A 26,007-nucleotide genomic window follows, 5' to 3' on the forward strand; every position below is an offset into this window, starting at 1 on the left:
CTCTTTAGATTCAAGTCGATACAGCCATAATGAGTATTTGATTGCAAATTCTGATTGTGTTAATTTTTGGTTAATTTCTAGAATGATTCGAAAACTTGTCTTTTCTTTTGTTTCTCGTGGTGGGCAGTGCTGCAAGCAGGAGCCGAGCTATGCACCTAGACGGATTGGAGCGGGGAAGCGAAACATCGCCTGAAAGCCTGCCGGAAGACTTTTCACTGGAGCTATTGCACGAACAGTCCCTGCCGCCGGAGAGACATCTTCAGGTCCTGGTCATCGAGGATGACGAAGCCGATTTCCTCATCACCCGAAAATCTCTTAATTATCTGGACAGCTATAATGTCGACATAGATTGGGCCACTTCGGTGTCCGATGCGGTCATCAAGGCCAGAAGCAAGCATTATGACTTGGTTCTGGTGGATTTCTGGCTTGGCATGGAAACCGGCGTGCCGGCGATCAATGCCTTCGGGGGTGGGGCGCCCGGTACCATCGTCATACTGCTGACAGGGATGCCCGGGGAGGACGTGCAGAAGATTGCCCTCAAGGCGGGGGCTCGCCATTGCATCAACAAGAGCCAACTGACGCCCGTCCTGCTGGAAGCGACCATAAGAAGTGCCCGCCATACCCAGCGGCTGGAACAGCAGTTGCAGCAGACGATAGCCAATCTCAAGAAGGCCAATGAAGCCAAGGATCGCTTCTATGCGCATATGGGACACGATCTCAGGACACCGCTCAATGCCATTCTGGGCTATTCGGAAATGATCCTGGGCAACAGTCTCGGCCTTGATGTGCCGGACCAGTATCAGGTCTTTGCCAGCAAGATCCACGCCGGTGGTCTGCATCTTCTCGAGGTCATCAACAATCTGATGCTGCAGAATGGCAACGCACTGGAGTCCATCAGGAAACAGGTTGAAGAGATCCGGTTGGACGATGTGGTGGGCAAGGCGCTGGAGCTGGTGCAGTTCTTCGCCGCCGACAAGGGCATCGAATTGGCCGTGCATGGGGCTGGCCGTCCGGTCCATGCGCGATGCCATCGCTCGTTGATGACGCAGGCGCTTGTCAATCTCCTGTCCAACGCCATCAAATACACGCCGACAGGCGGCAGGGTGGAGGTATCGCTTTCAGGCAACGCGCAGCAAAGCGTCATCACCGTCAGCGACAACGGAGTGGGGATGGCGGCGGCGGACATCGAGCTTGCCCGCAAGCCTTACGGGCGTGTCGATCTGCCACCCGAACTGGCTCAGGAAGGCACCGGGCTGGGACTGCCGATTGTGGAACGCATCCTTTCGGGACATGGTGGCCATGTCGAGATTGACAGCGAGCCCGGCAAGGGAACGCGCGTCAGTCTGCATCTGCCCGGATTGTCGTCACCGGGTGCCGCCAGCACCATGAATAGAGAAGTGACCAGATTTGAAAGCCAATGAAGAGAGCGAAACCACGCTGTTGCTGGTGGAAGATGATCAGGCCGATGTGTTTCTGGTCAAGCGGGCGCTGTCCAAGCATGGGGGAGCGATCCGGGTTCAGGTGGCGCGCGATGGCATGGAGGCGTTGGAGATGCTGCGCGGGGGGGAGGTGCCGCGGCCTTATGTGATCTTGTCCGATCTCAACATGCCGGGCATGTCCGGCTATGAATTTCTCGATGAAATCCGCTCTGACAAGGACCTCAGTGACAGCATCATCTTTGTCATCTCCAGCTCCGATCTGCCCGAAGACGTGACCCTCGCCTATCAGCATTTCGCCTCTGGCTATATCGTCAAGGAAATGGACCCTCCCAGGATGATGCGCTCCATGAACCTGCTGTTCGATTTTTGTGAAATCATCCGGCTGCCCGGTTAGGGCAGTGATCAGCAAGGACGGTGTGTGCCCTTGCTGGCGGGGTCAACTGACCGCCGATTTCTTCGGCCAGGTGAAGCAGAAGGTGGTGCCGGGCTGCCTTGCCGGGTCAGAGATGATGGTGAAGGTCCCGCCGAGGGATTCGATTGCCTTCTTGACCAGCGCCAGCCCCATGCCGTTGCCGGGAATCTTGTCCTTGCGTTCCAGCTTTCTGAACGGCAACAGGATCTTGCTGTGATGTCGTGGGTCAATTCCAGGGCCGTCGTCGATCACCGCAAAGCGCCATGTCTTTCCGAGATCCTCCTGGGTGATCCGGACCGTGCCCTGATCCTTGTCGTGGTATTTGATCGCGTTTTCGACCAGATTACGGAACACCAGCATCAGGGGCGCCCGGAAGGTATGGATGGTGTCGACCAGCAGATCAACCTCCATCTGGATATCCCGGTTCTTGTCGATGATGGCGAACATGTTTCGGAGGCTGGTTGCCAGATCGAGCTCTTCGGCCTCCTGCAGATTGGATCCGGCCTTGGAATAATCGGACAAGTCGGATATCAGGCTGCCAAGATGCGATATCTGGAATTTCAGCCGATCGATATGCTCCTGAATCTCGTCCTTGGCGCTGACCTCCAGATCTTCCTCGATCCATGTCGCCGTGTGCTGGATGGCCCGCAAGGGGCCGGCCAGATCATGGCTGATGATATGGGTGAACTGGTTGAGATTGTCGTTGATGATCTTCAGTTCCTGATTGTGGGCTTCCAGCTCCTTTTCCGCCCTGATCCTGCCGGACACATCGGCCAGAACGGTGCGCGTCTGCTCGATACCCTTGTTGTCGGCAACGATGACGGTCGACATTTCGACATCGATGACGTCGCCGTTCTTCTTGCGCATCTGGAACAGGATATTGTCAGCCTGCTTGGTCCGGGTCGCCTCGGGAATGACGACCTCATAGGCGTAGCGGGTTGAGGCTTCGGTCATGAATTCTTCCCAGTGATGGCCGATGACTTCCTCGCGCTCGTAGCCAAGCGAGGTCAGCCACTTCTGATTGGCCTCCACGATGGTGCCGTCCTTGTCGAGGGAATGCATGATGACCGGGGTCTCCATGTAAAGCTTGCGGAAGCGTTCTTCCTCCTCCATGAACAGATTATTGAGCAGCTCGAGCTTTTCCTGCTGATCCCTGCGAAACAGTTCATAGCCGATCCAGTCGGAAATCCTGTCAACGATGGGCTGATAGGTCTCCAGATGGAACCTGCTGACCGGATATTTGGAGGCAAACATGATCGCGCCGATGGTGGCATTGTTGCTGATGATCGGGGAGCCGATGATTGATACAAAGCCATAGGCGCGCAGGATCTGGGCGTTGTCCTTGACGCAGTCCATCATGTTGCCGCTGCAGGACATCACCCCACCCTCGCCAAGCAGATTGCCACATTCATCGCAAGGGGTGCCGAAGGCCTGGCGCAGGGCAATGTCGGTATCGTCGAGCCCGATCATCTGCTTGACGATGAACCGCTGGTTCGCAAAGCTCAGCTTCAGGGCGGCCGGCAGATGGGAAACCTCGCAGACGCGTTTCAGAATGAGCCTTATCTTGTCATCGAGATCAAGGCTGCTGTCGGCGGCGATATGGTTGAAGTCAACCATCATCTTTTCGCGTTCGACGCTTTCGGTCACGTTGTGAATGACGGTCTGGATCTCGATGGTGTGGTCTGCTTCATCCCTGACCAGACTGAACTGGCACAACAGCCACCTGTTGGTGCTGCCGGGCAGCTCGCAGGACCACTCGGTCTTGCCTTCCTTCTGCAGATCCCGAATGGCATGCAAAAGGCCTTCTCTCTGTGAGCCGATGAACAGGTCATGAAAGAAGGTCCGGGTGATCGTTCCCGGCTCGATGTTGAAGAAGGACATGAAGGCGGTGTTGGCGAAGGTGATGGCATAATCGGGCTTGAAACGGCAGACCAGATCGCTTTGCAGGTCGACGACCGCCTTGTAGAATTCCCGCTCCTTGTTTGCTTGCTCCTTTGCCCGCTTGAGGGCGTCGATCTCGAAAATGGTGATCACCGCGCCACTGACCTGCTCCTGCTCTGTCCTGTAAGGGAGCACGGTGATGAGATGGGCTACGCCGTCGCACTCCACTTCGAGACTGCGCTGTCTGCCGCTCTTGATCGTGTCCACAATGTCATCGTAAAAGCCTTCGCCATTGAAGCGGCAGGTGACATGACTTATCGGGCGGCCAATGTCGTGCGGAACCAGATTGAAGGCTTTGGTCGAGGCCGGAGTAAAGCGTCTGATTTTGGCGGTCTTGTCGAGGAAGATCGTGCCGATTTCGGTGCTGAGCAGCAGGTTTTCCATGTCGTCGGTCAATTCGGTCAGTTCAACGATCTTGCGCTGATGCTCGGCGCTGACGGTATAGAGCTCCTCGTTGACCGAATGGAGTTCCTCGTTGGTGCTCTGAAGCTCTTCGTTGGAGGCGGTCAGTTCCTCGTTTGTGGCCTGAAGCTCCTCGTTGCTGGTTTCCAGCTCCTCAATGGTCGTCTGAAGGCTTTCCTCGGTGGATTTCAACTCGTTTTCCAGCTCACGGATCCGCTGGGCATAGACCGTGTCGGCTTCGGGCGCTGGCGAGATGTAGGACAGGATTTCCTGATCCGGAAATTTCTCTTCTCGCTCTTCGAGGATGATGAGCAGGAAGGTGCTGCGGATTTCGATATCCACGATCTTGGAAATACGGACGGTCAGGCGGATCTTGTCGCCACTGAGGTCTTCGATCCGCACGGCCCGTTCGAATTCCACCTCATGGCCGATGGACAGGGCGCGTTCGATCCCGGCATTGATCACCAGCCTCAGGTCCTTGACGACCATGTCGGAAAGGCGATTGCTGAACAGGCCCTTGCGCACGTGAAGGAATTTCTCGGCATGTCCGAATACATGAACCAGTTCCCCGTTTTCGCTGATCAGGAAGCCCGTCGGAGCATAGCGTTCCAGAAGCCGGTCGTAGGCGCCATAAAGCGCCTGCCGGGCGAGGCGTTCCTTCCGCGTTGCCTCAAGGCTTTGGGATCGGGTGTCCCTGAGGGACAGCCCTTCTGCGGCATCATCCCGGACGCGGGAAGAGGACGGCAGCAGAAAGGCCTGCTCATGCAGGCGTGTGTTGCGTTTTTTCTGGAAGATCCGCCAGCGCTTGTCCAGAGTGATGAATTCCATGTCGAGATTGCCCACCGTCTCGCTTGACCCGAGAAACAGATAGCCGTTCTTTCGCAAGGAGAAATGGAACAACGAGAGGACCTTGCGCTGCGCCTGATCGTTGAAATAGATCAGCAGATTGCGACAGGAGATGATGTCGATCTTGGTGAAGGGCGGGTCCTTGAGCAGGTTCTGCGTTGAAAAGACGACGTGTCTTCTAAGACTCTTTCTGACCTTGTAGCGACCGTCGGAGACCTCGAAATAGGTGGCAAGGATCTTTTCCGGAATCTGGCTGACGCTTTCGGCGCTGTAGCTGCCAGCGGCTGCGAACTCAAGTGAGCGGAAGTGGATGTCCGTTGCGAATATCTTCAGATTGGGAGCGACGCCCATTTCCTTTGCCAGCTCACAAATGAGGATTGCGATCGAATAGGCTTCCTCGCCTGTTGCGCACCCCGGCACCCAGAGCCTGAGTTGCCGGTCCGGGGCCATCAGCCCGACGAGGTCGGGCAGCACCTTGGTCTTGAGAATTTCGAAGGCACCCTTGTCGCGGAAGAATTCGGTCACTCCGATCAGCAGATCGCAATAGAGCGTGTCCATCTCTTCCTTGTCGGAACCCAGAGTGTCGCAATAGTCATCAAGGCTTGAGAGGCGTTTGAGCAGGGCTCGTCGCTGGATCCGGCGGTGGATGGTGGCCTGTTTGTATTGGCTGAAATCGGTGCCATATGCCTTTTGCAGGATGGTCAGGATACGGGCTTCGGGGTCGCTTTCCTCAACGATATCCCTCTCCTGCAGCGGCATGCCGGTGCCGGCAAGGATTGCCTCTAGAATGTCGGGCATATCGGCGACCTTTGCAGAGAAGGCAGAGGCGATCGTTTCAATGACCTTGCGCGGCATGGAATCGAACTTGGCGGTGGCCGGGTCCTGTGCAATGACGACGCCGCCATGGTGGATGATCTGCTGGCTGCCGCGGGTGCCGTCCGAACCGGTGCCGGACAGAACGATCCCGATGGCCTGTTCTCCCTCCTCATGGGCCAGAGAAGAGAAGAAGGCATCAATCGGCAGGCTCAGCATGTCGTTGTCCGGATAGGCGGTCGCCTTCAGTCGTCCATCCTTTATCGAAAGCTCCGTGCGGGGCGGGTTGAGATAGATGACATTGGGCTCGATGGTCATCTCGTCTTCAGCATGGACGATGCGCATTTTCGTGTGGCGCGCGATCAGCTGGTCCATCATCGACTGGAAGTTGGGAGAAAGATGTTGGATGATGACAAAGGCCAGACCGGGGGGGATCGGCATCGCTTCGAACAATTGTTCGATGGGCTCCAGACTGCCGGCAGATGCGCCAATGGCAACAATGCGGACAGAGGTCTCTGCGGTCTTTTGTGTTGCAGCTACCGTTGATCTGTCAGGCTTTTGCCCCTTTGGTCGCGACGCCTTGGCGGAAGGCTTGCCTGTGCGCTTTGCCACCCGCCGGGACCTGGCCGGTTTTGCTGCTCCCGATGGAGAGGAGACTGAGCGTTCAGCATCCTTACTCATGGTCAATCCTCCCCCAAGGAATGAAAGCGGTTGGAACCGTTCTGTTGTGCCCGGACAATAAATGAAGCTGCGTCGAAATTGTTCTGGACGAGTTCTAATTGTTTGGTTTTATATATTGTTATCCGAAACTTAGGGTAGAGATTAACATTTTATTCATTCTGGGGAAACGGTCTTTGCGTTGGGCGAAGCTGCCATGTTGACAAGATGCCGTAGCGCGGCGTCAGGTGTTCTTTTGACTGTGGTTCGTTCTTGACGAAGGCGTGTTTTGCCCTCCATCCTGCTTTGGGGATGAGGGGGAGACATGAGCGAAAACAATGAGGGCGATCTGGCGCCCGATGCCGAGAGCAAAGGGGTGGCGTGCCCCGAGGCTGGAGATCTGGGGGCAGGGGGACTGCGCCGCAAATCGGCCTATGAGATCAGCCGCAGGGTGGCGCATGATGTCAAGGCACCGATCCGGCAAATCGCGCAGCTGTTGGATATTCTGGCAACGGAGCAGGCCGATCGGCTTGATGACGACGCCATCACCATGCTGGATCTGGTCCGCAGTCGCGCCCGGCATCTGGGGGATGTCACGGATGCGGTGCGGGCCTATTCCGATGCCATCTGCAAGCCGATGTCCATGCAATCCGTTGATCTTGGAGCTCTTCTGCGGCGGCAGATAGAATCACTCCAATGTGGAAGCGGCCGGTTCGAAAGCGCCGAGCCGGTGGCTGTCATGGCTGACGAGCCGCTTCTGGCGCAGTTTTTCAAGAGGTTTTTTTCTCTCAAGCCATTTGCCTTTACAGACAACAGGCAGGTCGACCTCATCATTTCGATCATCTGCGGTCAGAGTGATTGCCGGAAGCTGGTAATTGAAATTTCGCCTTGCCAGTTTGAACTTACGACAAAACTGGATCTGTTCGAGCTTGAACAGTTCAACGGCGATACGCTCTATGGTCTTCTTGCCAGCCATGAATGTTTCGAGATCGCCCGGCGATTCGCATGGCAGGTTCATCTTGAACCCGGCACCGGGGGCAGTGCCCGCCTTACTATTTGTTTGTGATTTACGCATTTTTAACTATCCTTTTCTGACGCAGAATAACTGATCGTGGGGGCTTTCAGATGTGCGCTGCCTGGATGAACCATTCTGATGGAATGGCAAATGAGCTCAAGCGGGTGACACAGGTCGCCGCGCCGGACATTCATCTTTCCTGCCTGCTTCTTGATGATGACCCGATCGACCGCCGCTATGTGCAATGGTTGTTGGGGCGGCTCAGTGGCTTTCAGCTTGATGTCGAGATCGCTTCCACCCTCAAGGAGGCCGCCGCCCTTTGCGCCCAAAAGCAGTATGACCTCTATCTTCTGGATTTCTGGATGGGGGAGGAAACCTCCCTCTCACTGGTCTCGTCCTTGAGAGCGGACGGGCCGGACGGCAGGACCATCGTTGTCATGTCGTCGCTTGACGACAGCACGTTTCAGGACATCAGCATGAAAGCGGGGGCTGATCTGTTCCTGGCCAAGCAGGACCTCTCCTCCGGAACGCTTGAGCGGATGCTGCCGACCATCGCCCAGATTGCTTCCAAGACCCGGCTGGAGCATCGCCAGAAACAGCTGGATGCGGACATGATCAGCCGGTGGCTCCGGCATATCAGCGGGCGGCTGGACAGCTCGCACGGCTTTGCCGTGCTTGCCCTGTCGGCCCTCAGGGGGCAAAGGGGCGGGGAGGCCGAAAGCCTGATCGCCGATGCGCTTGAGCAGATTTCAGCCCTCAGGAACGAGATCAATTTCATCGGGGTCGGCCTGTCTGTGCTAAAGAAGGAAAGCGAGATTGATCTGAGACCGTTTGATGTCAGCGCCCTGTTGACGGATGTGGTCGATGAATGTCGCTTCGAAGCGGAGCAATTCGGCAAGAGGCTCAGCTTTTGCGAACATGTGGCCGACTCGATCATCCTGAGCGATGAGGGATTGCTGAGGGAACTGGTCTTCGTGCTGTTGCGCGGTGCGCTGCGCTACTCGGACGTCAATTCCGATATTGCCGTCAGCTATGAGCTGGGGGTGGAGTTTCTCGAGATCTTCATTTCCGAATTCGGATCAGACGAGGAAGCCGATTTCGAGACCAAGGCTCTGGACGCGCCCGGCGCCATCAATCTGGCTGACCTGTTCGGGGCTGAACGCGCTGGCAATCTGCTGGTGGCCGAGCATCTGCTTCAACATCTGGGGGGCAGCTGGAAGGTCGGCCATTGCGGCTCGAATCTCGAGATTACCTGCAGCATTCCGCTCAATTACGACCTGATGCACTAGGCGGACGATCGGATGGAAGAAGGCCTCCGGATGTTGCCATCCGGAGGCCTTCTGTTCTGTCTGCTGCCCCTTGCTAGTAGAGTACTGAGCTCATCGACAGGCTGTCCCAGATCTCCTTGACCGTGTGCTTGAGTTCGCGGCGGCGGTCCTCATAATGGGTGTGCAGCAGATGATGGGCCTTCTCCGAGTTGGGCGCTTCGAGGAAATCCCGATAGAGGGCCTGAACCTGCTCGTTCTTGTGAGACTGGCGCACGTTGGTCTTGCGGTCCACATTGTAGATTGTCTCGCGCCGTGCCATGGCAAGAGGCAGATAAGCCTTCTTGGAGCGTAGCGAGCCGCCGCCATCGACGCAGCCACCGGGGCAGGCCATGACCTCGATGAAGTCGTAGTCGGCTTCTCCCGACCGGATCATCTCGACCAGCTTGCGCGTGTCGCCAAGGCCATGGACCATGGCCACTTTCACTTCGCCGATCGGGTCGCCCAGATCGACTGTTGCTTCACGGATGCCTTCGAAACCGCGCAACTGGGTCAGCTCGATCCTGTCAAGCTCCTTGCCGTTGACCACTGCATAGATGGTGCGCACGGCGGCCTCCATGACGCCGCCCGTGGTGCCGAAAATGGCAGCTGCGCCGGAATATTCGCTCATGTAGGGATTGTCAAAGCTCGATGGCTTGATGGTCTTGAGATCGATCCCCTCCCGCCGGAGCAGGCGGGCGAACTCCCGCGTGGTGAGCACCACATCCGTATCCCGCTCGCCGAGCGTTGCCAGCTGGGGCCGGGCGGCCTCGTCCTTCTTGGCGATGCACGGCATGATCGAGATGACGCGAATGCGGTCTGCCGCGATATCCTGTTTCTCCGGCAGATAGGTCTTGGCAATCGTCGAAAGCACCTGCTGGGGTGACTTGGTCGAGGACAACAGCGGCAGGATATCGGGATAGTGGGTTTCGGCAAAGTTGATCCAGGCCGGGCAGCAGGAGGTGAAGGTCGGTTTGCGGCCTTCCTTGAGGCGCCCGAGCAGCTCGGTGCCCTCCTCCATGATCACCACATCGGCAGCGAAATTGGTGTCGAGCACGATGTCGACGCCGATCTTGCGGCAGGCGGCGATCACATGGCCCTCGACATTGGTGCCGGCGGGCATGCCGAATTCCTCGCCAAAGGCAACGCGCACGGCGGGAGCAAACTGCACCACGGTGATGATGTCCGGATCGCAGATATAATCAAGCGCCCGGTCGGTTTCATCCCGTTCTCCCAGCGCTCCTGTCGGGCAGACCAGAACACACTGTCCGCAGGAAACACAGATGTTGCTCAGTGGGTCATGGCCATCGCGCAGGGCGACAACGCGGTTGTTGCCGGTGCCTTCGATGACGAGGGCATCGATGCCCTGATGATCGCGGCAGATGGCAACGCAACGCTGGCAGCGGATGCAGCGGCGCATGTCGCGGACCATGGCGGTCGAGGCCTCATCCACCGGTCGGCTTTCTGCCAGAGCCCGGTCAAAGAAACGGTTCTCCTTGAGGCCGACATATTGGGCGACATCCTGCAGTTCGCAGTCGCCGTGGCGAATGCACGTGGCGCAGTCCTGCAGATGGTCGGCCATCAGCAGCTCGACCTGCAGCCGCTGCATGTTGCGGGCCTTCTTGCTGCGGGTCTCGACCGTCATGCCCTCCCGCACCGGTGTGTTGCAGGAGGTGACGATCTGGGCTCCGTCGTGGCCCGAATGGGTGATTTCGACCAGACAGACACGGCAGGTGCCCGGGGTGTGGTCGATGTCGTCCAGCTCGCACAGGGTCGGGATGTAGATGTCGTAACGACGGGCACAGGACAGGATGGTCTCGTTCGGGAAGGCCATGCAGGTCTTGTTGTTGATCTGGAGCTTGATGGTTGCCTCGGCAGGGTCGCGTCCGGCGTGGCTGATCGGCTCAATGGTGCACATGGCTCAGGCCGCTCCTTCGGGGATGGAATGCTTGGTGATCACGGAATAGAGGCGATAGCAGCGCATGCAGCGTTGGGCCTCCTTATAGGCATCTGCCAGACTGATGGTCTGTTCCACCTCTCCGAACATCGTCTTGCGCAATTCCGGGTCAAGCGCCGGATTGTGCACCCGGTAGCCGTTGCGCACCGGGGTTTCGACCGCATCGCTGGCGAGAAAGGCGTTTTCGTTGATCAGCTCGCGCATGCGGGAGCGCTTGAAGAAGCGCGGTGTGCCGAACTGGATCCAGTCGTCGATGCTGCGCGCCGCCTTGAGCCCTGCCGACATGGCATAGATGAGGGTCGAGGGGCCGGTGACGCAGTCACCACCGGCAAAGACGCCGGGGCGGGAGGTTGTGAGGGACTTGTCCGCTTCCACGCATTTCCACTTGTTGAAGTCAATGCCTTCCTCGGCGATGGTTTCCTGATTTTCCACCTGCTGGCCGATGGCAGCTATGACTGTCGAGCAGGGCATGATGTGTTCAGTGCCGTGGATCGGGCGGACGCTGCGGCGGCCGCTTTCGTCCGGCTCGGTTTCTTCCATCTCGACAAGCTCGACCCCGGTGATCCTGCCATTCTCGGAGATGATCCGGATCGGGGTGCAGAGGGTGTGGAAGTCGATGTCTTCCTTCTCGGCCTCTTCCACCTCTTCGGTGTCGGCGGGCATGGCCTCGCGGGTGCGGCGATAGATGAGATGGGCCTTGGTCGCCCCGAGGCGCACGGCAGAGCGGACACAGTCCATGGCGACGTTGCCGCCGCCGACAACCACGACGTCGCCCTTCAGCTGGAAGGTGTCGATGCCGTCGACATGGTCGTGGACCTTGAGCAGGAAGTCGATGCCGGTGAAATAACCCTCGCGGACCTTCTCCTCATCACGGACGCCGAGCATGGTGCCTTCCTGGCAGCCGAGCCCGAGGAAGATGGCCTTGTAGCCGCGCTGGAACAGATCGTCGATGGTAAAGTCGGTGCCGAGCTGCTGGCCAAACAGGAAGCGGCCGCCGAGGTCGACGATGATGTCGGTTTCCATCGCCAGAGTATCCTTTGGCAGGCGATAGTTCGGGATGCCGATCTGGGCCATGCCGCCCGCCTTGTCCTGCTTCTCGAAGACATCGACGTGATAGCCGTGCAGCAACAGGTGATAAGCGCAGGAGATACCTGCCGGTCCGGCACCGATGACCGCGACCTTCATGCCATCGGCGAGGGGCTTCTGGATCATTTCGCGGGTGAACTTGAGGGCATGAGGCCCCTTCTGCTGGTCGGCAACAAAGCGCTTGAGGGTCTTGATGCCCACCGCTTCATCAACGAACTTGCGGCGGCAGGCCTGTTCGCAATAGCGCACGCAAACCCGACCACAGGTCGCCGCCATGGGATATTTCTGCAGCAGAACGCCGAGCGAATTCTCTGGCTTGCCGTCGCGGATATAGTCGATGTAGCGCGGCACATTGACCTTCGACGGACAGGCCTCGATGCAGGGGGCAGTCATGTAGGCCATGCCGTGCTGGGCGCGGATGGGCAAATGGTTGGCCACCTCCTTCTCGATCTGCTCACGGAAATTGCGAATGACTTCCAGCAGGGCGACACAGCAGGTCTGCCCCAGACCGCAAAGGGAAGTCTCCTTCATCTGCTCGCCCAGCATCTCGATGTCGTCAAAGTCGAGTGGCGTGTCGAGACCCCGGCGCATCTTGTCAAGCGCATCGCGGATCAACACTGTGCCCATGCGGCAGGGGGTGCAGGCCCCACAGGACTGCTCAGCGGCCTTGCTCATGTAGTGAAACAGGCCGTCAACCAGACTGACGGTTTCATCGAAGACGAAGAACCCCCTGTCGGCAAAGAAGGCCCGCACGGCGTTGCCTTCATCGAATTCGTCGAAATTTCTGAGTGCGGACAGAGGGGTGTCTTTGCCAGGCAGATTGCGCCTCGCATCATGAACAACCCCGTCCCAAACGCCATACACCACGTGTGCCACAGTGACCCCCGTCGCTTGAATAAACCAACGTTAACTGCAAGGCGCCGTTTCAGGTCGCGGGTCGATTGTCTTCAGATTGTCCCGATACTGACTTGGAGCCTTCCTCTAAGATCCACCCATTTGGACAATGCCTGTTGTTGTTTTGCTTCATGTTCAGGCAGGAGCGGAGAAAAATCTTGCGGCAAATCAAACTGGTGCATGGTTTGCGTATAATCGGAAAATGCGCGTGAATTAATTCATTTCGCAAATTTTACGACACGGTTTTGTTGTAATTTCTGGAAGTATTAAAATGTGGTGAAACTTAAACAGGTTAGAGTGCTGTTGAGAGCTCTTCAAAACTGATAATGCTCAAGAATAGAAGCAGGAAATGGACTTTCCTGCTTGAGTTGGCTTGTGATTAATACTTTAGTATTGCTCGTCGTTTGATGTGTTGACTATGGTCCTTTGGGCTCAGTTTTTATAATTTTCCTCGAAAGATATTCAGCTGCCGCGAAAATGATGGTGTTGTTAAGCGGAGTTGTCATGCGTCAATCGGAAGGTCGTAAGATGTCCCATTCATCACAGTCATCTTTGGATCGTCGTGCCATGCTGCGGTGGGGTGCCGGGGCGGCGCTGGCCGGTGCATTCGGAGGGCTTGGCGGTATCGGGGCTAGTGCCAGCGACAGCGGGCTTGTCCTCTGGGGTATTCCAGCTTCGCCGTCTGCGGTCTTTGCCCGTGCGGCGCTGTCTTCAACCCTAGCAAAGGCTGCGCCGGGTGTCCGCTTCGACGTCTGGAAGAGCACCGACCAGATGCGGGCCGGGATCGCATCCGGTGACTTCAAGATGTTTGCCACGTCCACCTATGCGGCTGCCAACTTCTTCAATCGCGGGGCGGGAACCGTGATGGTCAACGTGGTCACATGGGGTGTGCTCTATGTGATGGCGCGAGACGAGAGTATCCATAGGATTGAGGATCTGGCAGGCAAACGGGTGTTGCTGTCGAACAAGAATGAAGCGCCCGATCTGCTGTTTCGTCTGGTACTCAAATGGTCTGGACTGGACCCGGACAAGGATGTGACGCTCGACTATGTCGGCTCGCCGGGGGAAGCCGTGCCGCTTTATCTGGCCGGGCGAGGGGATGTGGCGGTGTTGCATGAACCCTCGTCCACCGCAGCCCTGTTTCGTGCAAAGAAGGCGGGCGTGCCGCTTTATCGGGCGATCGACATCACCGAGGTCTATGGTGCCCATACCGGCCGAGGCCCGCGCATTCCGCAGGTCGGGCTGGCGGTCAATCCTGCCTTTCTGGAAGAAAAGCCGGAGGTTGTCCGGGCTGTGCACGAAGCCTGCGTTGAGGCCGGGCAATGGACGATGGCCAACTGGGACGAAGCTGGCAAGCTGGCCGCCCAGTCACTACCGTTGCCCGCGCCGGTTATTGCCAAGTCCCTGCCTTTCGTGCATCTCGATGTGCTATCGGCCAAAGAGGCGCAGGCTGACATTGAGCTGTATTTCGAGCATCTGATGAGCCTTGATCCGGGGATTGTCGGCGGGCGGAAACCGACTTCAGACTTTTACTGGGGGTAGTGTGGGCAAGACCGATCAGCGCAGAACACAACGGGGAAAAAGGGGCAGGGGGATGCGTCGCGCCCTGCTGTTTGCGGCCGGGGTCGGGCTGATGCTGGTGCTCTGGCAGGCGGGCCATGTTGCCTATGGCTCTCTTGTTCTGCCCGGTGTTGGCGAAACTCTTGTCAAGCTTCAGCGGCTAATCGGGAGCGGTGAGGTTGGGGATGCGCTTCAGGCCACGGCCTTCAATGCGCTGACGGGCTGGTGCCTCAGCGTGCTGATTGGCGTTGTTGCCGGTGGGCTTGCGGGTCGGTTCGAGGAACTGCGCTTTCTGTTGCAGCCAGTGGCGATCATTCTTCTGGGCGTTCCGGCGATTGCATGGGTGGTGCTGGCGCTGTTGTGGTTCGGAGGCCGGTGGGCGGTGGTGTTCACTGTGGCGGTTGCCACGGCGCCGATGGTTTTTGCCGCCGCTGTTCAGGCTGTGCGAAGCCTTGACAGTGATCTGGCCAGAATGGCGCGGGCCTTCCGTGCTCCGCCCCGGGCGATGCTGTTCGATGTCTATGCCCCGCATATGCTGGGCTATCTCTATCCGGCCCTTGCGACCACGCTGGCGATGTCGTGGAAGGTGTCTATTATGGCTGAGCTGCTTTCCGGCTCCGGCGGCATTGGCGACGGGATCGCGGCTGCGCGGGCACGAGTCGATACGGCCGAGCTGCTGGCCTGGGTCGTGGTGGTGGTGGCTATCCTGATCATGCTGGACCAGCTGTTGTTGCGGCTGGTGCGTGAGCGGATGCATGTCTGGCGGCAAGAGGAGGAGGGCCATGGCGATGGATGACGCCCTGCTTGCGCTTTCCGGCGTTGGGTTTGCTTATGGCGAGCGAGTGGTGCTGTCGGGCATCGATCTCGCCTGTCGGCGCGGACAGGTGGTTGCCCTCATGGGGCCTTCCGGGGCTGGCAAGACAACGCTGCTGTCGCTGGTGCTTGGAGGCAATCAGCCCGCAGAGGGGAAGCTTGCCTGTCGGGCAGAGCGATTGTCCGAGATGTTTCAGGAACCGCGTCTGTTGCCATGGCGCAACGCTTTGGACAATGTTGCCTTCGCGCTCAAGGCACAACCCGTCTCGGGGCGCGAACGGGTGGCGAGGGCAGAGGCGATGCTGGATGCGGTGGGCCTGCCGAGGGCCAGTCACCGGCAGTTTCCCCATCAGCTCTCAGGCGGCATGCGGCAGCGGGTGTCACTGGCGCGGGCGCTGGTCATCGAGCCGGACCTGTTGCTGCTCGACGAACCGTTTGATGGTCTTGATGTTGCGCTGGTCAGGCAGATGCAAACCCTGCTGCTTTCCCGTGTCGCTGATCGGGGCATGGGCATCGTGATGGTGACCCACGATGCCCGACACGCCGCCGCGATGGCTGACCGGATTTGGGTGCTGTCAGAAGCCCCGGCTCGCATCGTGGCCTGCTTCGATGGGGCGAAAGACCGCTCCGGCCCATCCTGTCTGGCGCTGGCCGATCGGATCGAGCAGGCATTGCTCTCCGCTTCTAGAGGAAGCCCTTGAGGCCGCCAGCGAGCATGAGCAGGGCGAGGGCCGTGATGACGACCCGGAAGGCTTTGCGAAACAGCCCCTCATCCATGATGTGCAGCAGCTTGCTGCCGGTAAGAGTGCCCAGATAGCCGGACAGGATCATCGCACCAATGAGACCCAGCCAGTCGGTATAGACAAAGCCGATGAAGCCGAAGGCGATGATCTTCAGGCCGTGCGACAGGGTCATTGCAGTGGCGTGGGTGGCCACGACCTGTTTACGATCTGCAACCCGGCTGGATATCAGGGCTGCAATCAGCGGCCCTGTTGCGCCCACGAACATATTGGCAATCGCCGCTATCAACGCCCCGACGGTGACGATGCTGTCGCCTCTGGCGGCGAGCCGCGGGGTTGGCAGCCATGTGATGGTCAGCACGAACAGGGCAAGAATGATTTTCAGCACGGCATCAGGCAAGGCAACGACGATCTGCGAACCGATGATGGTTCCGACAACCGAGCCGACGAGCAATAGCCCGATCAGCCGCCATCTTATGTGGCTGCGCAAATGCCAGGCGCGTCCGGCGTTGGATCCCATCTGCACCGTTCCGTGCAGGGGAATGAGCGTGGTGACGGGGATGACCATGCCGAGTATGGCCAGAAGTGCCACCCCGCCGCCGATGCCGAAGGCCGCTGTGAAGGCCGATGTGCAATAACTGGCAAAGATCAGACCCCAGAGGGTGATCTCGTCGAGTTGGGTGTTGGCAAACAGGGGCAGGGCTTCGAGCAACGGCTATTGTCTCGTCTGTTGAGGGCACATGTTGATACGTCTTGATACGTCTCGATACGTCGGGGAGGGGCAAAAAAAGAGCCGGGCTTTGACCCGGCTCTCTGTGACTGTCATCAGGCGGGCAGCAACTCTTCAACCAGCTTGGCCCAGTAGGAGGCTCCGATCGGAATGATCTCGTCGTTGAAATCATACTCCGGATGGTGCAGTGGGGCCGAGTCGCCGTTGCCGATGAAGATGAAGGCACCCGGGCGCTCCTGCAGCATGAAGGAGAAGTCCTCTGCGCCCATGGTGGCGACGATATTGTCCTCGACCTTGTCCGCGCCCGAGATGGATTTGGCCACCTTGACTGCGATTTCTGTCTGGGCCGGATGGTTGACGGTCACCGGGTAGTCGCGCTTGTAGTCGAGGGTTGCCTTGGCGCCATAGACGGCCGCCGTGCCCTCGATGATTTCTCTGAGGCGCTTTTCGGCCATGTTGCGGGTTTCCGGATTGAGCGTGCGCACAGTGCCCTCGATGAGACCGGTTTGCGGGATCACGTTGTCGGTAAAGCCGGCTTCGACGTGGCACAGGGAAATGACGATGGAATCCTGTGGGTCGACATTGCGGCTTGCGATGGACTGCACCGCCTGAATGATGGCCGCGATCACCAACACCGTGTCGATGCACTCATGCGGTTTGGCAGCATGGCCGCCACTGCCTTCGACATTGATGTAAATGCGGTCGGCTGATGCCATCAAGGATCCCGGACGGGTGTGGAACGCGCCCAGTGGCACGTTTGGCCAGTTGTGCATGCCATAGACCTGCTCGATGTTCCAGCGATCCATCAGGCCGTCCTCGACCATGGCGCGGGCGCCGCCGCCACCTTCCTCGGCCGGCTGGAAGATGAGAACGACTTCACCATCAAAATTGCGGGTTTCCTGCAGATATTTGGCGGCTGCGAGCAGCATCGAGGTGTGGCCGTCATGGCCGCAGGCGTGCATTTTGCCCTCGACCTTGGAGGCATAGGGCTTGCCGGTTGCTTCGTGCAGCGGCAGGGCATCCATGTCCGCGCGCAGGCCGATGGTACGGCCCGATTTGTTGCTCTTGCCCTGAATGACGGCGACAACGCCCGATTTGCCAACACCTGAGGTGATGTTGGTGATGCCGTAGGATTTCAGTTCGGCAATGACTCGGGTGGTCGTCTTGTGGACGTCATACTGTAGCTCCGGATATTGGTGAAGGTCCTGGCGAACTTTCTGGATCTCGTTCTGAAATTCGGCAATTCGATTGATAATGGGCATTGGGTTGACCTTTGTCTTTCCGGAAGGCTTGTTCGGGCTTTGTCAATCAGTGATGATTTTGGTTTTGTGTCCGTGTGCGGCGCTATGAAGGACAGCTTCGCGCACAAGACTGACTGGGATGGGCACGGCTCTCGGGGGTGCCATGCAATGGGGCCAGATTAGTCAGATGGCCGGAGCGGGGCAAGGGCTTTTGTTGGAAATGGTGGCCTTCTTCGCAGGCTTTCTAAGGAAATGCACTGATCCTTTCCTGCATAGTGATTTGAGGTGTTTTTGGGGCTTTTGCTCTGGCCTTGTCTTGTTCGTGCCTTTATCTTGCGATAGAGATGAAACGCAGCCGCCCGTCCTATCATTGCCATTTCCTTTGGGAGTTTCAGTTCTTCATGAGTGACCTTATCGTCATCAGACGCCGGTATTCGCTTGCCCGACGTGCTGTTTTTCGGCCCCTTGTCACCACATTCCTGCTGGTGCTGGCCGTTGTTCAGGCGCAGGTCGCATGGGCCAATGCAAGCGGTGCGAAAGCGGCCTCCGGTCAGGCTCCGAAGCCAGAGCTGGAGCTTTCGCAGAATCCGATGCTGCTGATGGATGTGGCAACGGGCAATGTGCTCTATCAGAAGAACGCGAACCAGAAATGGTATCCGGCCTCGCTGACAAAGCTGATGACCGCCTATGTGATTTTCAGGGCAATTGAAACGGGCGAGATTTCCGAGGACAGCGTGCTCACCGTGTCCGAGCATGCGCTGTCCTATCCGCCTGCCAAGATGGGCCTGCCGGTTGGCACCAAGCTGACCGTTGGCAATGCGCTGCGCATGATGCTGGTCAAGTCGGCCAATGATATTGCCGCTGCGCTTGCCGAGCGGGTCGGTGGCAGCGAAGCGGGCTTTGCCGAGCGGATGAATGCGGAAGCCCAGCGGCTTGGCATGCATGCCTCGCATTTTGTCAACGCCAATGGCCTCTACGCCTCCGGCCACGTGTCCTCGGCTCGGGACATGGCTGTTGTGGCCCGGCAGATCCTGATCGAGTTTCCGCAATATAGGACCCTGTTCCAGATCCCGGCCATTCGTCATGGCAAGCGGGTTCTGCGCTCGTACAACACGCTGCTGGAGCATTTCCGTGGCGCCAATGGCATGAAGACCGGCTTTGTCTGTGCGTCCGGCTACAACATCGTCGGCGCTGCGACCCGCAACGGGCGGCAGTTGATGGCGGTGGTCATGGGGGCTCCAACCTCACAGATCCGGGCCGAGACGGCAGCCTTCCTGCTGACCGAGGGCTTTGAGCGTCAGGACATGCGGTCAGGTTCTGGTGTTCCGATCACGCAGGAAACAGCCTTCGGCCCCATCAGGTCGGTGGGGGACATGCGGTCTCAGGTTTGCCCCAACGGGCAGGTCAAGTGGACCCCGGAGGTCAAGTATAACGTCAGCTATCTGTCGCCGCGCTTCACGCTGATGGATCCAGTGCGAGTCTATGCCGGTGTTCGCTCCGTGGAGCAGCCGGTCATTCTGCCGCCATCGCTGCCGCATCTGCCGCAGTTTGCGCCGAAGGAAAAGGTTGCGGCCCAGCCAGTCCAGCCAGCCCAGCCGCAGAAGGGTGACGTCATCCGGCTTGCTCAGTTGCCGCGACCCAAGCCCTGACGTCCGCGCTTCGGGACGGGCGCGGGGTTAATCCTGCCCACTTCCCTTTTCAAGGATGAAGGACAGCCGGTCGCCGCACTGGCTGGCCTCGATCAGTCGATGCCCCTTCTGAGTGCAGAAGTGGGGAATGTCGATGGCGGCCATCGGATCAGTCGCCAGCACATGCAGTCGCGATCCCTCTGCCATGTTTGCCAATGCCTTTTGTGTGTGCAGCACCGGCAAGGGACATTTGAGGTCTGACAAATCCAGTTCCTGCATCGCGCCGCCTTTCCTGCCGCCCTGTGACATACCGCTCTCTTTTACCATTGAATGTGGCCCCCGAACGGGGTTCCTTGCTGGCGACTATATTTGTCTTCTGTTTTTCATTCAAATCAGCAAGGATGCTACAACGTGTTTTTACATAGAATTGCGAGATGATGATGATTGCACCAAATGATGTTCTGGATTTCTGGTTTTCCGCTGACCCCAAACTCTGGTTTGCCAAGAACAATGCCTTTGACATGCGAATCCGGGTCGGGTTTGGCATGGCGCTGGAAGAGGCCCGGCAGGGGCGTCTTGATGACTGGCGCGAAACCTTCCGTGGCAAGCAGGCTCTGATCATTGTGCTCGATCAGTTCTCCCGCAATCTCTATCGCGGTATTCCTGATGCTTTCTCGCAGGATGCGGTTGCCCTTGCGCTGGCCCACGAGATGGTCCGGCAGCCCGAATGGGACAGCCTTTCTGGGCCCGAGCAGCAGTTTGCCGTCATGCCGATGATGCATTCCGAAGATCTGGCCGATCAGCAGAGCTGCCTCAGATGGATGGAGCAGACTGGCATAGAGGGGGCGATCAAGGCGGCACGGGAGCATCTCGACATCATCTACCGCTTTGGGCGCTTTCCGCATCGCAATGGGGTTCTGGGGCGGGAGTCCAGCGCCGAGGAACGGCAATTCCTGGCCGACGGTGGCTTTGCGGGGTGATCAATCCGGCAGGGTTGCGCCAGGTGCAGTTAACCATTTGTAGATGATTTTGTTTCGCATAGTGTATTTTTCGTATATGAAACTACTTAAATTGAGTGGGCCTGCGGGCTTGTCGCGGTGACGTTCCATGGTTCGGGATGTTTGCCTTTCGGAAACGGATTTATGCGAGACTGTCATTTCCCATTGGGCAACCGATTGCGCGAATGACATCTGCTTGCAGGGAACTGATCAGATGCTCCAGCAAACAAGGTTCATTCAGGAAAAGACCTGCTTGACTGATCGTTTTGATAATCCGTTTGTCGATGAACTGTTCATGCGCGCTGGCGAAGGTCGGATTTCCGCGTCAGGGCTCAAGGTTGTTCAGTCTGGCGGCTATCGGTTCCCTTATGAAAATCTCAGGGGCGCCAGTACGCTGGGTGCGCGCTCTGCCCGCTTCTGGGCGCATGGCTATGGTCCGGTTGGCGGCGCCTTCTGGGATCCGGATGGCTACCACCTGCGCAGTGAGGCCGACTTCCACGTCGGGCTCGACAAGCTGGCCGAGGCCTCTGACGCCCAGGTTCTGATCTGGCCCTATTTCCCGATGCAGGCCCGCGAATATGGCTGGCTGGAAAACTGGGTATCGTTGAGGCTGGGACGCAACACAGCCAAGGGCTTGATTCCGCGGACGCGCGAGCACACCAGAGCCTTTCTCAATTGCGAAAGCAGTGCAGTGGGCGAGGACGATGGTGGCTTGCAGCTCAGCCGCAACAAGCGAAAGACCACCGGACGGCAATGGCGTCGGCTGGAGGAATTGGGAAGCTTGCAATTTGAGTCAACGCGGGACGGGCTCGACCATAACGAGGCCATAGAGGCCTTTCTGCGCGTCGAGGCTTCCGGCTGGAAGGCCAACAGGGGAACGGCGCTGGCGGTCAATGCCGAACTCAATGCCTTTGCCCATGCGTTCCTGCCGGGCATGCTGGCCAATGGGCGGGCGCAGATCGACCTGATGGTGCTGGACGGCCGTTGCCTTTCGGGGCTGGTGACCTTCCATTGCGGACGGGGACTGTTCACCTGGAAGACCGGGATGGATGACGTCTACAAACGCTATTCGCCCGGAGTGCAGATCCTGCTTGAGGTCAGCCGTCAGGCGGTTTCCGACCCCGGTGTCGACTATATCGACAGCCTTGCCGACAGTGGCCATCCGGTGGCCGAACATATCTGGGCGGGCCGTCGCCAACTGGCAACGCTGTTTGTGCCGCTCACCGGATTGGGTCGGGTCGCGGCACAAGGGTTGTGTTCGGCCTATAGCACCAGAGATACGGCGCGCTACTGGGCGAAAAGGGCGCTTGGCCGGGTCTGAGACACGGGCTGCTGGAACTTCTGCTCGTCCGGCTTGGCCAGAATGAGCGACCAGAAGACCTTGTATTTCGCATCACCCCGGAACTGGGTGGCAATGCCCATCTGGGTTACCCCTTCCTTGAGCATGTTGGCATTGTGGCGACTGGAATCGCGCCAGCCGGAAAAGGCTTCGGCCAGCGTATAGTAACCGGCGCCGATATTCTCGGTGGCCAGTACCGGATCATAACCCGCCCGCTCGAGACGCTTGATGAGCGTGAGGTCCGGGGTCAGCGCATGGCTGACCTGAGCGGCCTTGGCCATGGCGTTCGCTTCTTCCTGTGCCGCGGCATTGAGCTTTGCATCAAGGGTCAGGGTCGAAAGACCGTGGCGCTTGCGATAGACGTTGAGCATGTTGAGCGCTTCCTGCGGATCAACACTCACGTTGCCCTTGCCAAGATTGGCATACATGGACGGGCTTCCGGGCCCCGGCCCCTCGGCGCAGCTTGCCAGCGCAGCGGCAAGAATCAGCGCGGCTATCGGGTAGAGACTAATTTTCGGCAGCATCGGCATCCCCATCAGATGAATTGTCAGAGGCGCTGTCTTCCACCTCGACTTCGTCCGCTTTAGGGCGCGATCTGGTTTTCCGCAGCTTTTTTCGCGGCTCCTCGGCGACTGGCTTGAATTCTTCAGGCACCGTGACCGAACGCACATGCACGTCCTGCTGCGGGAAGGGAATTTCGATCCTAGCATCCTTGAGCGCCTTGAATATGGCAAAGCGCAGATCGCTTTTGGCCGTCATCGAGTTGTTGACGTCCTGAACAAAACAGCGCAGCTCGAAGTCGAGCGATGATGCTCCGAAATCCATGAAATAGACCACCGGTGCCGGATAGCTGGTGACATAGCCATTGGCATCGGCCACGTCGAGCAGGATCTGGCGTACCTGTTCCGGATCTGCGTCATAGGACACTCCGACAGGAACGATGATCCGGCCCATGGAGCCGTTGTGCATCCAGTTCATGACCCGGTTGGAGATCAGCTCGGAGTTGGGCACGACAACCGTCGCCCGATCGAATGTCTCGATCTTGGTGGCGCGAACGGAGATCTTCTTGATATAGCCCTGATCGCTGCCAACAACCACCCAGTCGCCGGTCTTGATGGGGCGTTCCACCAGCAGGATGAGGCCGGAGACGAAGTTGTTGACGATGCTCTGGAGACCAAAGCCGATGCCGACCGAGAGGGCACCGGCAACGAGGGCGATATTCGACAGGTCAAGGCCCATGTAGGAAAAGGCGATCATCGCCGCGATGATCACACCCAGATAGCCAAGGCTGGTCTGGATGGAACTCTTGAGGCCCGAATCGAGGTTGGTGGCTGGCAGCCATCGCTGTTCGATCCAGCGTTCAACGCTCTTGAGCAGGACGATGGCGATGATGAACACCAGCAGCGCGCCAAGGATATTGACCGGCGAGATAGTGAGGTCACCCAGCTTGACGTTGAAGATCGCATTCTTGAGCGAGGACAGGAAGTCGGTCGATTCAACGCCCCATGGGGAGAAGATCAGCAGGGCGGCGCTGAGATAGAGCAACACACGGACGATGCCGTTCAACAGCACGCCAAGCTGGTTGACGGCGCTCGTCGAGACACCCATGGCCTTGGAAATGCGCTGCTTGGGGCCATCGGTCGAGCCCAGATATTCCAGCAGGAAGTTGTCGATCAGCGCGGACAGGATGCCCAACAGGCCCAGAATGACAAACAGGCGTCCCATCTGCTCGGCGACGAAGGCACCAAGCGAGACAAAGCCGAGGATGGGGGCGGCGCCAACAATCAGGCAGACGAGCCAGACGAGTGGTTGCAGGAGACGGATGAAGCGGGGCAGGGAGAAGCCGTTCTGAACCTCCTCGCTTTCCACCGGCGCTACCGACTGGTCGGGCTGAGCGGCGATCAGCAGGCGCAGGCCGATGAAGACGAGAACTGCGATCAGCACAGCCGCCACGCCATTGAGGAAGATGGTCGTTTCCAGCGGTGCGAACAGCAGTTCATCAACCTGATTGACCAGAGTTTCAACCATGAAAGTGACGATCAGGGCCAGGGCGACACTGAAGATCTTGCGGGCATCGCCGGTTTCAAGCTTGAGCAGCCGGTAGCTTGGCCGCCCCGGCGCCAGCAATACGCGGGCCAGCCCATAGGACAGGGAGCCGCTGAAAACAACGAACGACAGGTGGTCGAGCAACAGTTCGATGCGGCCGGGCAGCAGGTTGGCATTGCTCAGGATCAGCGTGATGGCCCAGAGGATGGCAACCGGAAAGATGGTGTAGACGAGGACGGCCCAACTGGCAAAATAGCTGCGTTGCAGGGCGGTGGGCGATTCCAGGCTTGCGAGCCGTGACAGGCCGACGAACAACAGGATGCGCAACGGGCCGAAAATCAAGAGGATGACAAACAGCAGCATCGCCAGCATCGACCAGATCTGGTCCGCCGCCTTGGTCGAGAGATAGCTCGCCCAGTCCGAGAGCAGGGTGAGGGTTACCTGCCATGTGGTGATCAGCCCTGCAAGACCCTTTACCCAGAGGGTCGGGTCGAGAATGGTGTTGCTGCGTTCGAGCAACTGGCTGGTGAAACGTTGCTGACGAGCGACCGTGATCCTGTTGCTGAGCTGTTCGGTGCGGACGATTGCGGAGGAGACGAGCTTGATCTGGGCATCCAGCTCGGAAAGCTGGGCCTGTAGTTCCTGACGCCGTTTGGCCAGTTCCTCGGTTTCCGGGTTGGCCTCTGTACCATCCTTCTGGTCTGCGGGCTTGAGCGTGTTGGCGCGGGCCTGGGTTTCCTGCAATTGCGGTTGCAGTTTGTCTTGCAGGTCCTTGGCCTCGGTGCCGATCTGTGTCAGGTCTGCCCTGAGGCTGGTATAGGTCTGGTCAGACAGGGTTTCCCGGTTCAGCGTCGCCTCGATCTGGTCGAGGCGAGCGATCATGGAATCGGTCTGATCTTTGGCGTCGCCGTTCTGGGCGTTGGCCATCGACAGGCCGCCAAGCAACAGGCAGAACACCAGATTGACGATGAAAAACAAATGGCGGACAGGTGTGAAGTGGGCCAAGGAGGCTTCCTCTCGCAAAAACGATTCAGTCAAGACCTGCAGAGCGATATGTCTTTTTGTCTAAAGGAAATCGAAGGTGAACTCAATCGCTTCGATCGTCCCCCAAACCATAGGCTAAATATGAAGGAAATATGGCGTTTTGGAACTTCATGGCTGGCGTCGGGGTTGTCTTGGCAGTAGGCTCGAGGGAATTGTGCATTTCAGAAGAGGTGGAATGAGTAGGATGACTTTGGAATTTGAACTGGATAACCCCGAGTTTCCCGAAAAACTCGCAAAGAAGGCGATGAAAAGCGGTGGGTATCCCTACAAGGACAAACTCAAGCGCAGCACCTATGAAGAAGAACTGGAAGCGCTGCAGGTCGAACTGGTCAAGGCTCAGGAATGGGTCAAGGAAACCGGTGAGCGTGTCGTCTGCCTGTTCGAGGGGCGCGATGCGGCTGGCAAGGGGGGCTGCATCAAGGTTCTCACGCAATATACCAATCCACGCAACGTGCGCTCCGTGGCTCTATCCAAACCCAGCGACGTGGAGCGCGGGCAATGGTACTTCCAGCGCTACGCCCAGCAGTTGCCGACCCGGGGCGAGATCGTGCTGTTCGACCGCTCGTGGTACAACCGCGCCGGGGTGGAACCCGTCATGGGCTTCAGCACGCCGGAGCAGACCGAGAAATTCCTCGTTGATGCGCCGCGGTTCGAGAAGATGGTGCGGGACAGCGGCACGCGGTTGTTCAAGTTCTGGCTCAATATCGGCCGGGAGATGCAGTGGAAGCGGTTCCATGATCGGCGTCACAGCCCGCTCAAGCACTGGAAGCTGTCGCCGATCGATCTGGAGGCGTTGGATAAATGGGATGCCTATACCGAGGCTCGCAATCGCATGCTGAAGGAAACGCACCAGCCGCATTCGCCCTGGATCGTCATCCGTTCCAATGACAAGCGCCGCGCCCGGATCAACATGATGCGCTATCTGCTCAATGAGCTGCCCTATCCCAAGAAGGATCAGTCGCTGCTTGAGCATATCGATCCGGAAATTCTCGGCTTCGGCTATGATTTCCTCAAGCATGAGGAATAGGCCGGGGTCAGGCCTGACAAAAGAAAAGCGGGTTCCAACACCCGCTTTTTTTGTCTGCTGTGGCTATCCGATGGC

19 protein-coding genes are annotated in these 26,007 nt (G+C 58.4%); 11 read left to right on the plus strand and 8 right to left on the minus strand.

The window, feature by feature from the left end; all coding sequences use genetic code 11:
- Nucleotides 1-149 precede the first annotated feature (149 nt).
- Both DSL70_RS03535 and DSL70_RS03540 read left to right on the plus strand, forming a co-directional pair.
- Nucleotides 150-1,421, plus strand: coding sequence for an ATP-binding response regulator (locus DSL70_RS03535; RefSeq protein ID WP_119306473.1), 1,272 nt, complete (start codon nt 150-152; stop codon nt 1,419-1,421).
- Nucleotides 1,408-1,833, plus strand: a complete 426-nt coding sequence (locus DSL70_RS03540; RefSeq protein ID WP_119306474.1) for a response regulator — start codon at nt 1,408-1,410, stop codon at nt 1,831-1,833. Before DSL70_RS03535 ends, DSL70_RS03540 begins: the two co-directional genes overlap by 14 nt.
- Nucleotides 1,834-1,875: 42 nt before the next feature.
- Here DSL70_RS03540 and DSL70_RS03545 read toward each other — a convergent pair whose 3' ends face one another.
- Nucleotides 1,876-6,534: a CheR family methyltransferase gene (locus DSL70_RS03545; RefSeq protein ID WP_119306475.1), complete on the minus strand. Its 4,659-nt coding sequence runs from the start codon at nt 6,532-6,534 to the stop codon at nt 1,876-1,878.
- Nucleotides 6,535-6,835: 301 nt separating this feature from the next.
- On the opposite strand from DSL70_RS03545, the gene DSL70_RS03550 reads away from it, so the two are divergent.
- Both DSL70_RS03550 and DSL70_RS03555 read left to right on the plus strand, forming a co-directional pair.
- Entirely contained in the window at nt 6,836-7,576 is a 741-nt protein-coding gene (locus tag DSL70_RS03550) for a phytochrome family protein (protein ID WP_119306476.1), read from the plus strand.
- A 92-nt stretch (nt 7,577-7,668) separates the two neighbouring features.
- Nucleotides 7,669-8,814: a response regulator gene (locus DSL70_RS03555; RefSeq protein ID WP_162916313.1), complete on the plus strand. Its 1,146-nt coding sequence runs from the start codon at nt 7,669-7,671 to the stop codon at nt 8,812-8,814.
- 73 nt (nt 8,815-8,887) lie between these two features.
- Here DSL70_RS03555 and DSL70_RS03560 read toward each other — a convergent pair whose 3' ends face one another.
- Both DSL70_RS03560 and DSL70_RS03565 read right to left on the minus strand, forming a co-directional pair.
- Nucleotides 8,888-10,747, minus strand: a complete 1,860-nt coding sequence (locus DSL70_RS03560; RefSeq protein ID WP_119306478.1) for a [FeFe] hydrogenase, group A — start codon at nt 10,745-10,747, stop codon at nt 8,888-8,890.
- A 3-nt stretch (nt 10,748-10,750) separates the two neighbouring features.
- Nucleotides 10,751-12,748 carry an FAD-dependent oxidoreductase gene (locus DSL70_RS03565; RefSeq protein ID WP_119306479.1) on the minus strand — a complete coding sequence of 666 codons (1,998 nt, stop codon included), beginning with the start codon at nt 12,746-12,748 and terminating at the stop codon, nt 10,751-10,753.
- Nucleotides 12,749-13,294: 546 nt separating this feature from the next.
- Between DSL70_RS03565 and DSL70_RS03570 the strand changes: the two genes are divergently transcribed.
- Genes DSL70_RS03570 through DSL70_RS03580 form a run of 3 tightly spaced genes read left to right on the plus strand, consistent with a single transcriptional unit; the run spans nt 13,295 to nt 15,840 of the window.
- Nucleotides 13,295-14,308 carry an ABC transporter substrate-binding protein gene (locus tag DSL70_RS03570; RefSeq protein ID WP_245418079.1) on the plus strand — a complete coding sequence of 338 codons (1,014 nt, stop codon included), beginning with the start codon at nt 13,295-13,297 and terminating at the stop codon, nt 14,306-14,308.
- 52 nt (nt 14,309-14,360) lie between these two features.
- The gene (locus DSL70_RS03575; protein WP_119306480.1) at nt 14,361-15,122 is read left to right on the plus strand and encodes an ABC transporter permease; all 762 of its coding nucleotides are present in this window, start codon (nt 14,361-14,363) and stop codon (nt 15,120-15,122) included.
- Nucleotides 15,109-15,840: an ABC transporter ATP-binding protein gene (locus DSL70_RS03580; protein WP_162916314.1), complete on the plus strand. Its 732-nt coding sequence runs from the start codon at nt 15,109-15,111 to the stop codon at nt 15,838-15,840. The genes DSL70_RS03575 and DSL70_RS03580 overlap by 14 nt, the downstream gene beginning before the upstream one ends.
- Here the strand turns inward: DSL70_RS03580 and DSL70_RS03585 are convergent.
- The gene (locus DSL70_RS03585) at nt 15,824-16,591 is read right to left on the minus strand and encodes a sulfite exporter TauE/SafE family protein (RefSeq protein ID WP_245418080.1); all 768 of its coding nucleotides are present in this window, start codon (nt 16,589-16,591) and stop codon (nt 15,824-15,826) included. The genes DSL70_RS03580 and DSL70_RS03585 overlap by 17 nt on opposite strands.
- A 113-nt stretch (nt 16,592-16,704) precedes the next feature.
- On the minus strand, nt 16,705-17,871 hold the full coding sequence (locus DSL70_RS03590) for a M20 aminoacylase family protein (protein ID WP_119306482.1): 1,167 nt from the start codon (nt 17,869-17,871) through the stop codon (nt 16,705-16,707).
- Between the two features lie 380 nt (nt 17,872-18,251).
- On the opposite strand from DSL70_RS03590, the gene DSL70_RS03595 reads away from it, so the two are divergent.
- Nucleotides 18,252-19,499, plus strand: a complete 1,248-nt coding sequence (locus tag DSL70_RS03595) for a D-alanyl-D-alanine carboxypeptidase family protein (protein ID WP_162916315.1) — start codon at nt 18,252-18,254, stop codon at nt 19,497-19,499.
- A gap of 27 nt (nt 19,500-19,526) precedes the next feature.
- Here DSL70_RS03595 and DSL70_RS03600 read toward each other — a convergent pair whose 3' ends face one another.
- A complete protein-coding gene (locus DSL70_RS03600; protein ID WP_245418081.1) occupies nt 19,527-19,787 on the minus strand; it encodes a sulfurtransferase TusA family protein in 261 nt (86 codons plus the stop codon).
- A gap of 125 nt (nt 19,788-19,912) precedes the next feature.
- Here DSL70_RS03600 and DSL70_RS03605 point away from each other — a divergent pair, with 125 nt between their 5' ends.
- Both DSL70_RS03605 and DSL70_RS03610 read left to right on the plus strand, forming a co-directional pair.
- The gene (locus DSL70_RS03605) at nt 19,913-20,458 is read left to right on the plus strand and encodes a DUF924 family protein (RefSeq protein ID WP_119306485.1); all 546 of its coding nucleotides are present in this window, start codon (nt 19,913-19,915) and stop codon (nt 20,456-20,458) included.
- Between the two features lie 271 nt (nt 20,459-20,729).
- On the plus strand, nt 20,730-21,797 hold the full coding sequence (locus DSL70_RS03610; protein WP_162916316.1) for a GNAT family N-acetyltransferase: 1,068 nt from the start codon (nt 20,730-20,732) through the stop codon (nt 21,795-21,797).
- On the opposite strand, the gene DSL70_RS03615 is transcribed toward DSL70_RS03610, so the two are convergent.
- Both DSL70_RS03615 and DSL70_RS03620 read right to left on the minus strand, forming a co-directional pair.
- Entirely contained in the window at nt 21,764-22,339 is a 576-nt protein-coding gene (locus DSL70_RS03615; RefSeq protein WP_162916317.1) for a CAP domain-containing protein, read from the minus strand. The two genes, DSL70_RS03610 and DSL70_RS03615, sit on opposite strands and share 34 nt — an antisense overlap.
- Complete coding sequence (locus tag DSL70_RS03620; RefSeq protein ID WP_162916318.1) at nt 22,323-24,866, minus strand: DUF3772 domain-containing protein; 2,544 nt, start codon at nt 24,864-24,866, stop codon at nt 22,323-22,325. Before DSL70_RS03620 ends, DSL70_RS03615 begins: the two co-directional genes overlap by 17 nt.
- A 214-nt stretch (nt 24,867-25,080) precedes the next feature.
- Between DSL70_RS03620 and ppk2 the strand changes: the two genes are divergently transcribed.
- Nucleotides 25,081-25,932 carry a polyphosphate kinase 2 gene (gene ppk2 / locus DSL70_RS03630; RefSeq protein WP_119306490.1) on the plus strand — a complete coding sequence of 284 codons (852 nt, stop codon included), beginning with the start codon at nt 25,081-25,083 and terminating at the stop codon, nt 25,930-25,932.
- Nucleotides 25,933-26,007 lie beyond the last annotated feature (75 nt).

The sequence above is a fragment of the Cohaesibacter haloalkalitolerans genome (assembly GCF_003574655.1).
Lineage (GTDB): Bacteria > Pseudomonadota > Alphaproteobacteria > Rhizobiales > Cohaesibacteraceae > Cohaesibacter > Cohaesibacter haloalkalitolerans.

Bases quoted from the DNA above. Each gene is read 5' to 3' on its own strand.
- DSL70_RS03535 (WP_119306473.1), top strand. From the start codon at position 150: ATGCACCTAGACGGATTGGAGCGGGGAAGCGAAACATCGCCTGAAAGC.
- DSL70_RS03545 (WP_119306475.1), bottom strand. From the start codon at position 6,534: ATGAGTAAGGATGCTGAACGCTCAGTCTCCTCTCCATCGGGAGCAGCA.
- DSL70_RS03550 (WP_119306476.1), top strand. From the start codon at position 6,836: ATGAGCGAAAACAATGAGGGCGATCTGGCGCCCGATGCCGAGAGCAAA.
- DSL70_RS03555 (WP_162916313.1), top strand. From the start codon at position 7,669: ATGGCAAATGAGCTCAAGCGGGTGACACAGGTCGCCGCGCCGGACATT.
- DSL70_RS03560 (WP_119306478.1), bottom strand. From the start codon at position 10,747: ATGTGCACCATTGAGCCGATCAGCCACGCCGGACGCGACCCTGCCGAG.
- DSL70_RS03570 (WP_245418079.1), top strand. From the start codon at position 13,295: ATGTCCCATTCATCACAGTCATCTTTGGATCGTCGTGCCATGCTGCGG.
- DSL70_RS03575 (WP_119306480.1), top strand. From the start codon at position 14,361: ATGCGTCGCGCCCTGCTGTTTGCGGCCGGGGTCGGGCTGATGCTGGTG.
- DSL70_RS03580 (WP_162916314.1), top strand. From the start codon at position 15,109: ATGGCGATGGATGACGCCCTGCTTGCGCTTTCCGGCGTTGGGTTTGCT.
- DSL70_RS03590 (WP_119306482.1), bottom strand. From the start codon at position 17,871: ATGCCCATTATCAATCGAATTGCCGAATTTCAGAACGAGATCCAGAAA.
- DSL70_RS03595 (WP_162916315.1), top strand. From the start codon at position 18,252: ATGAGTGACCTTATCGTCATCAGACGCCGGTATTCGCTTGCCCGACGT.
- DSL70_RS03600 (WP_245418081.1), bottom strand. From the start codon at position 19,787: ATGTCACAGGGCGGCAGGAAAGGCGGCGCGATGCAGGAACTGGATTTG.
- DSL70_RS03605 (WP_119306485.1), top strand. From the start codon at position 19,913: ATGATGATGATTGCACCAAATGATGTTCTGGATTTCTGGTTTTCCGCT.
- DSL70_RS03615 (WP_162916317.1), bottom strand. From the start codon at position 22,339: ATGCTGCCGAAAATTAGTCTCTACCCGATAGCCGCGCTGATTCTTGCC.
- ppk2 (WP_119306490.1), top strand. From the start codon at position 25,081: ATGAGTAGGATGACTTTGGAATTTGAACTGGATAACCCCGAGTTTCCC.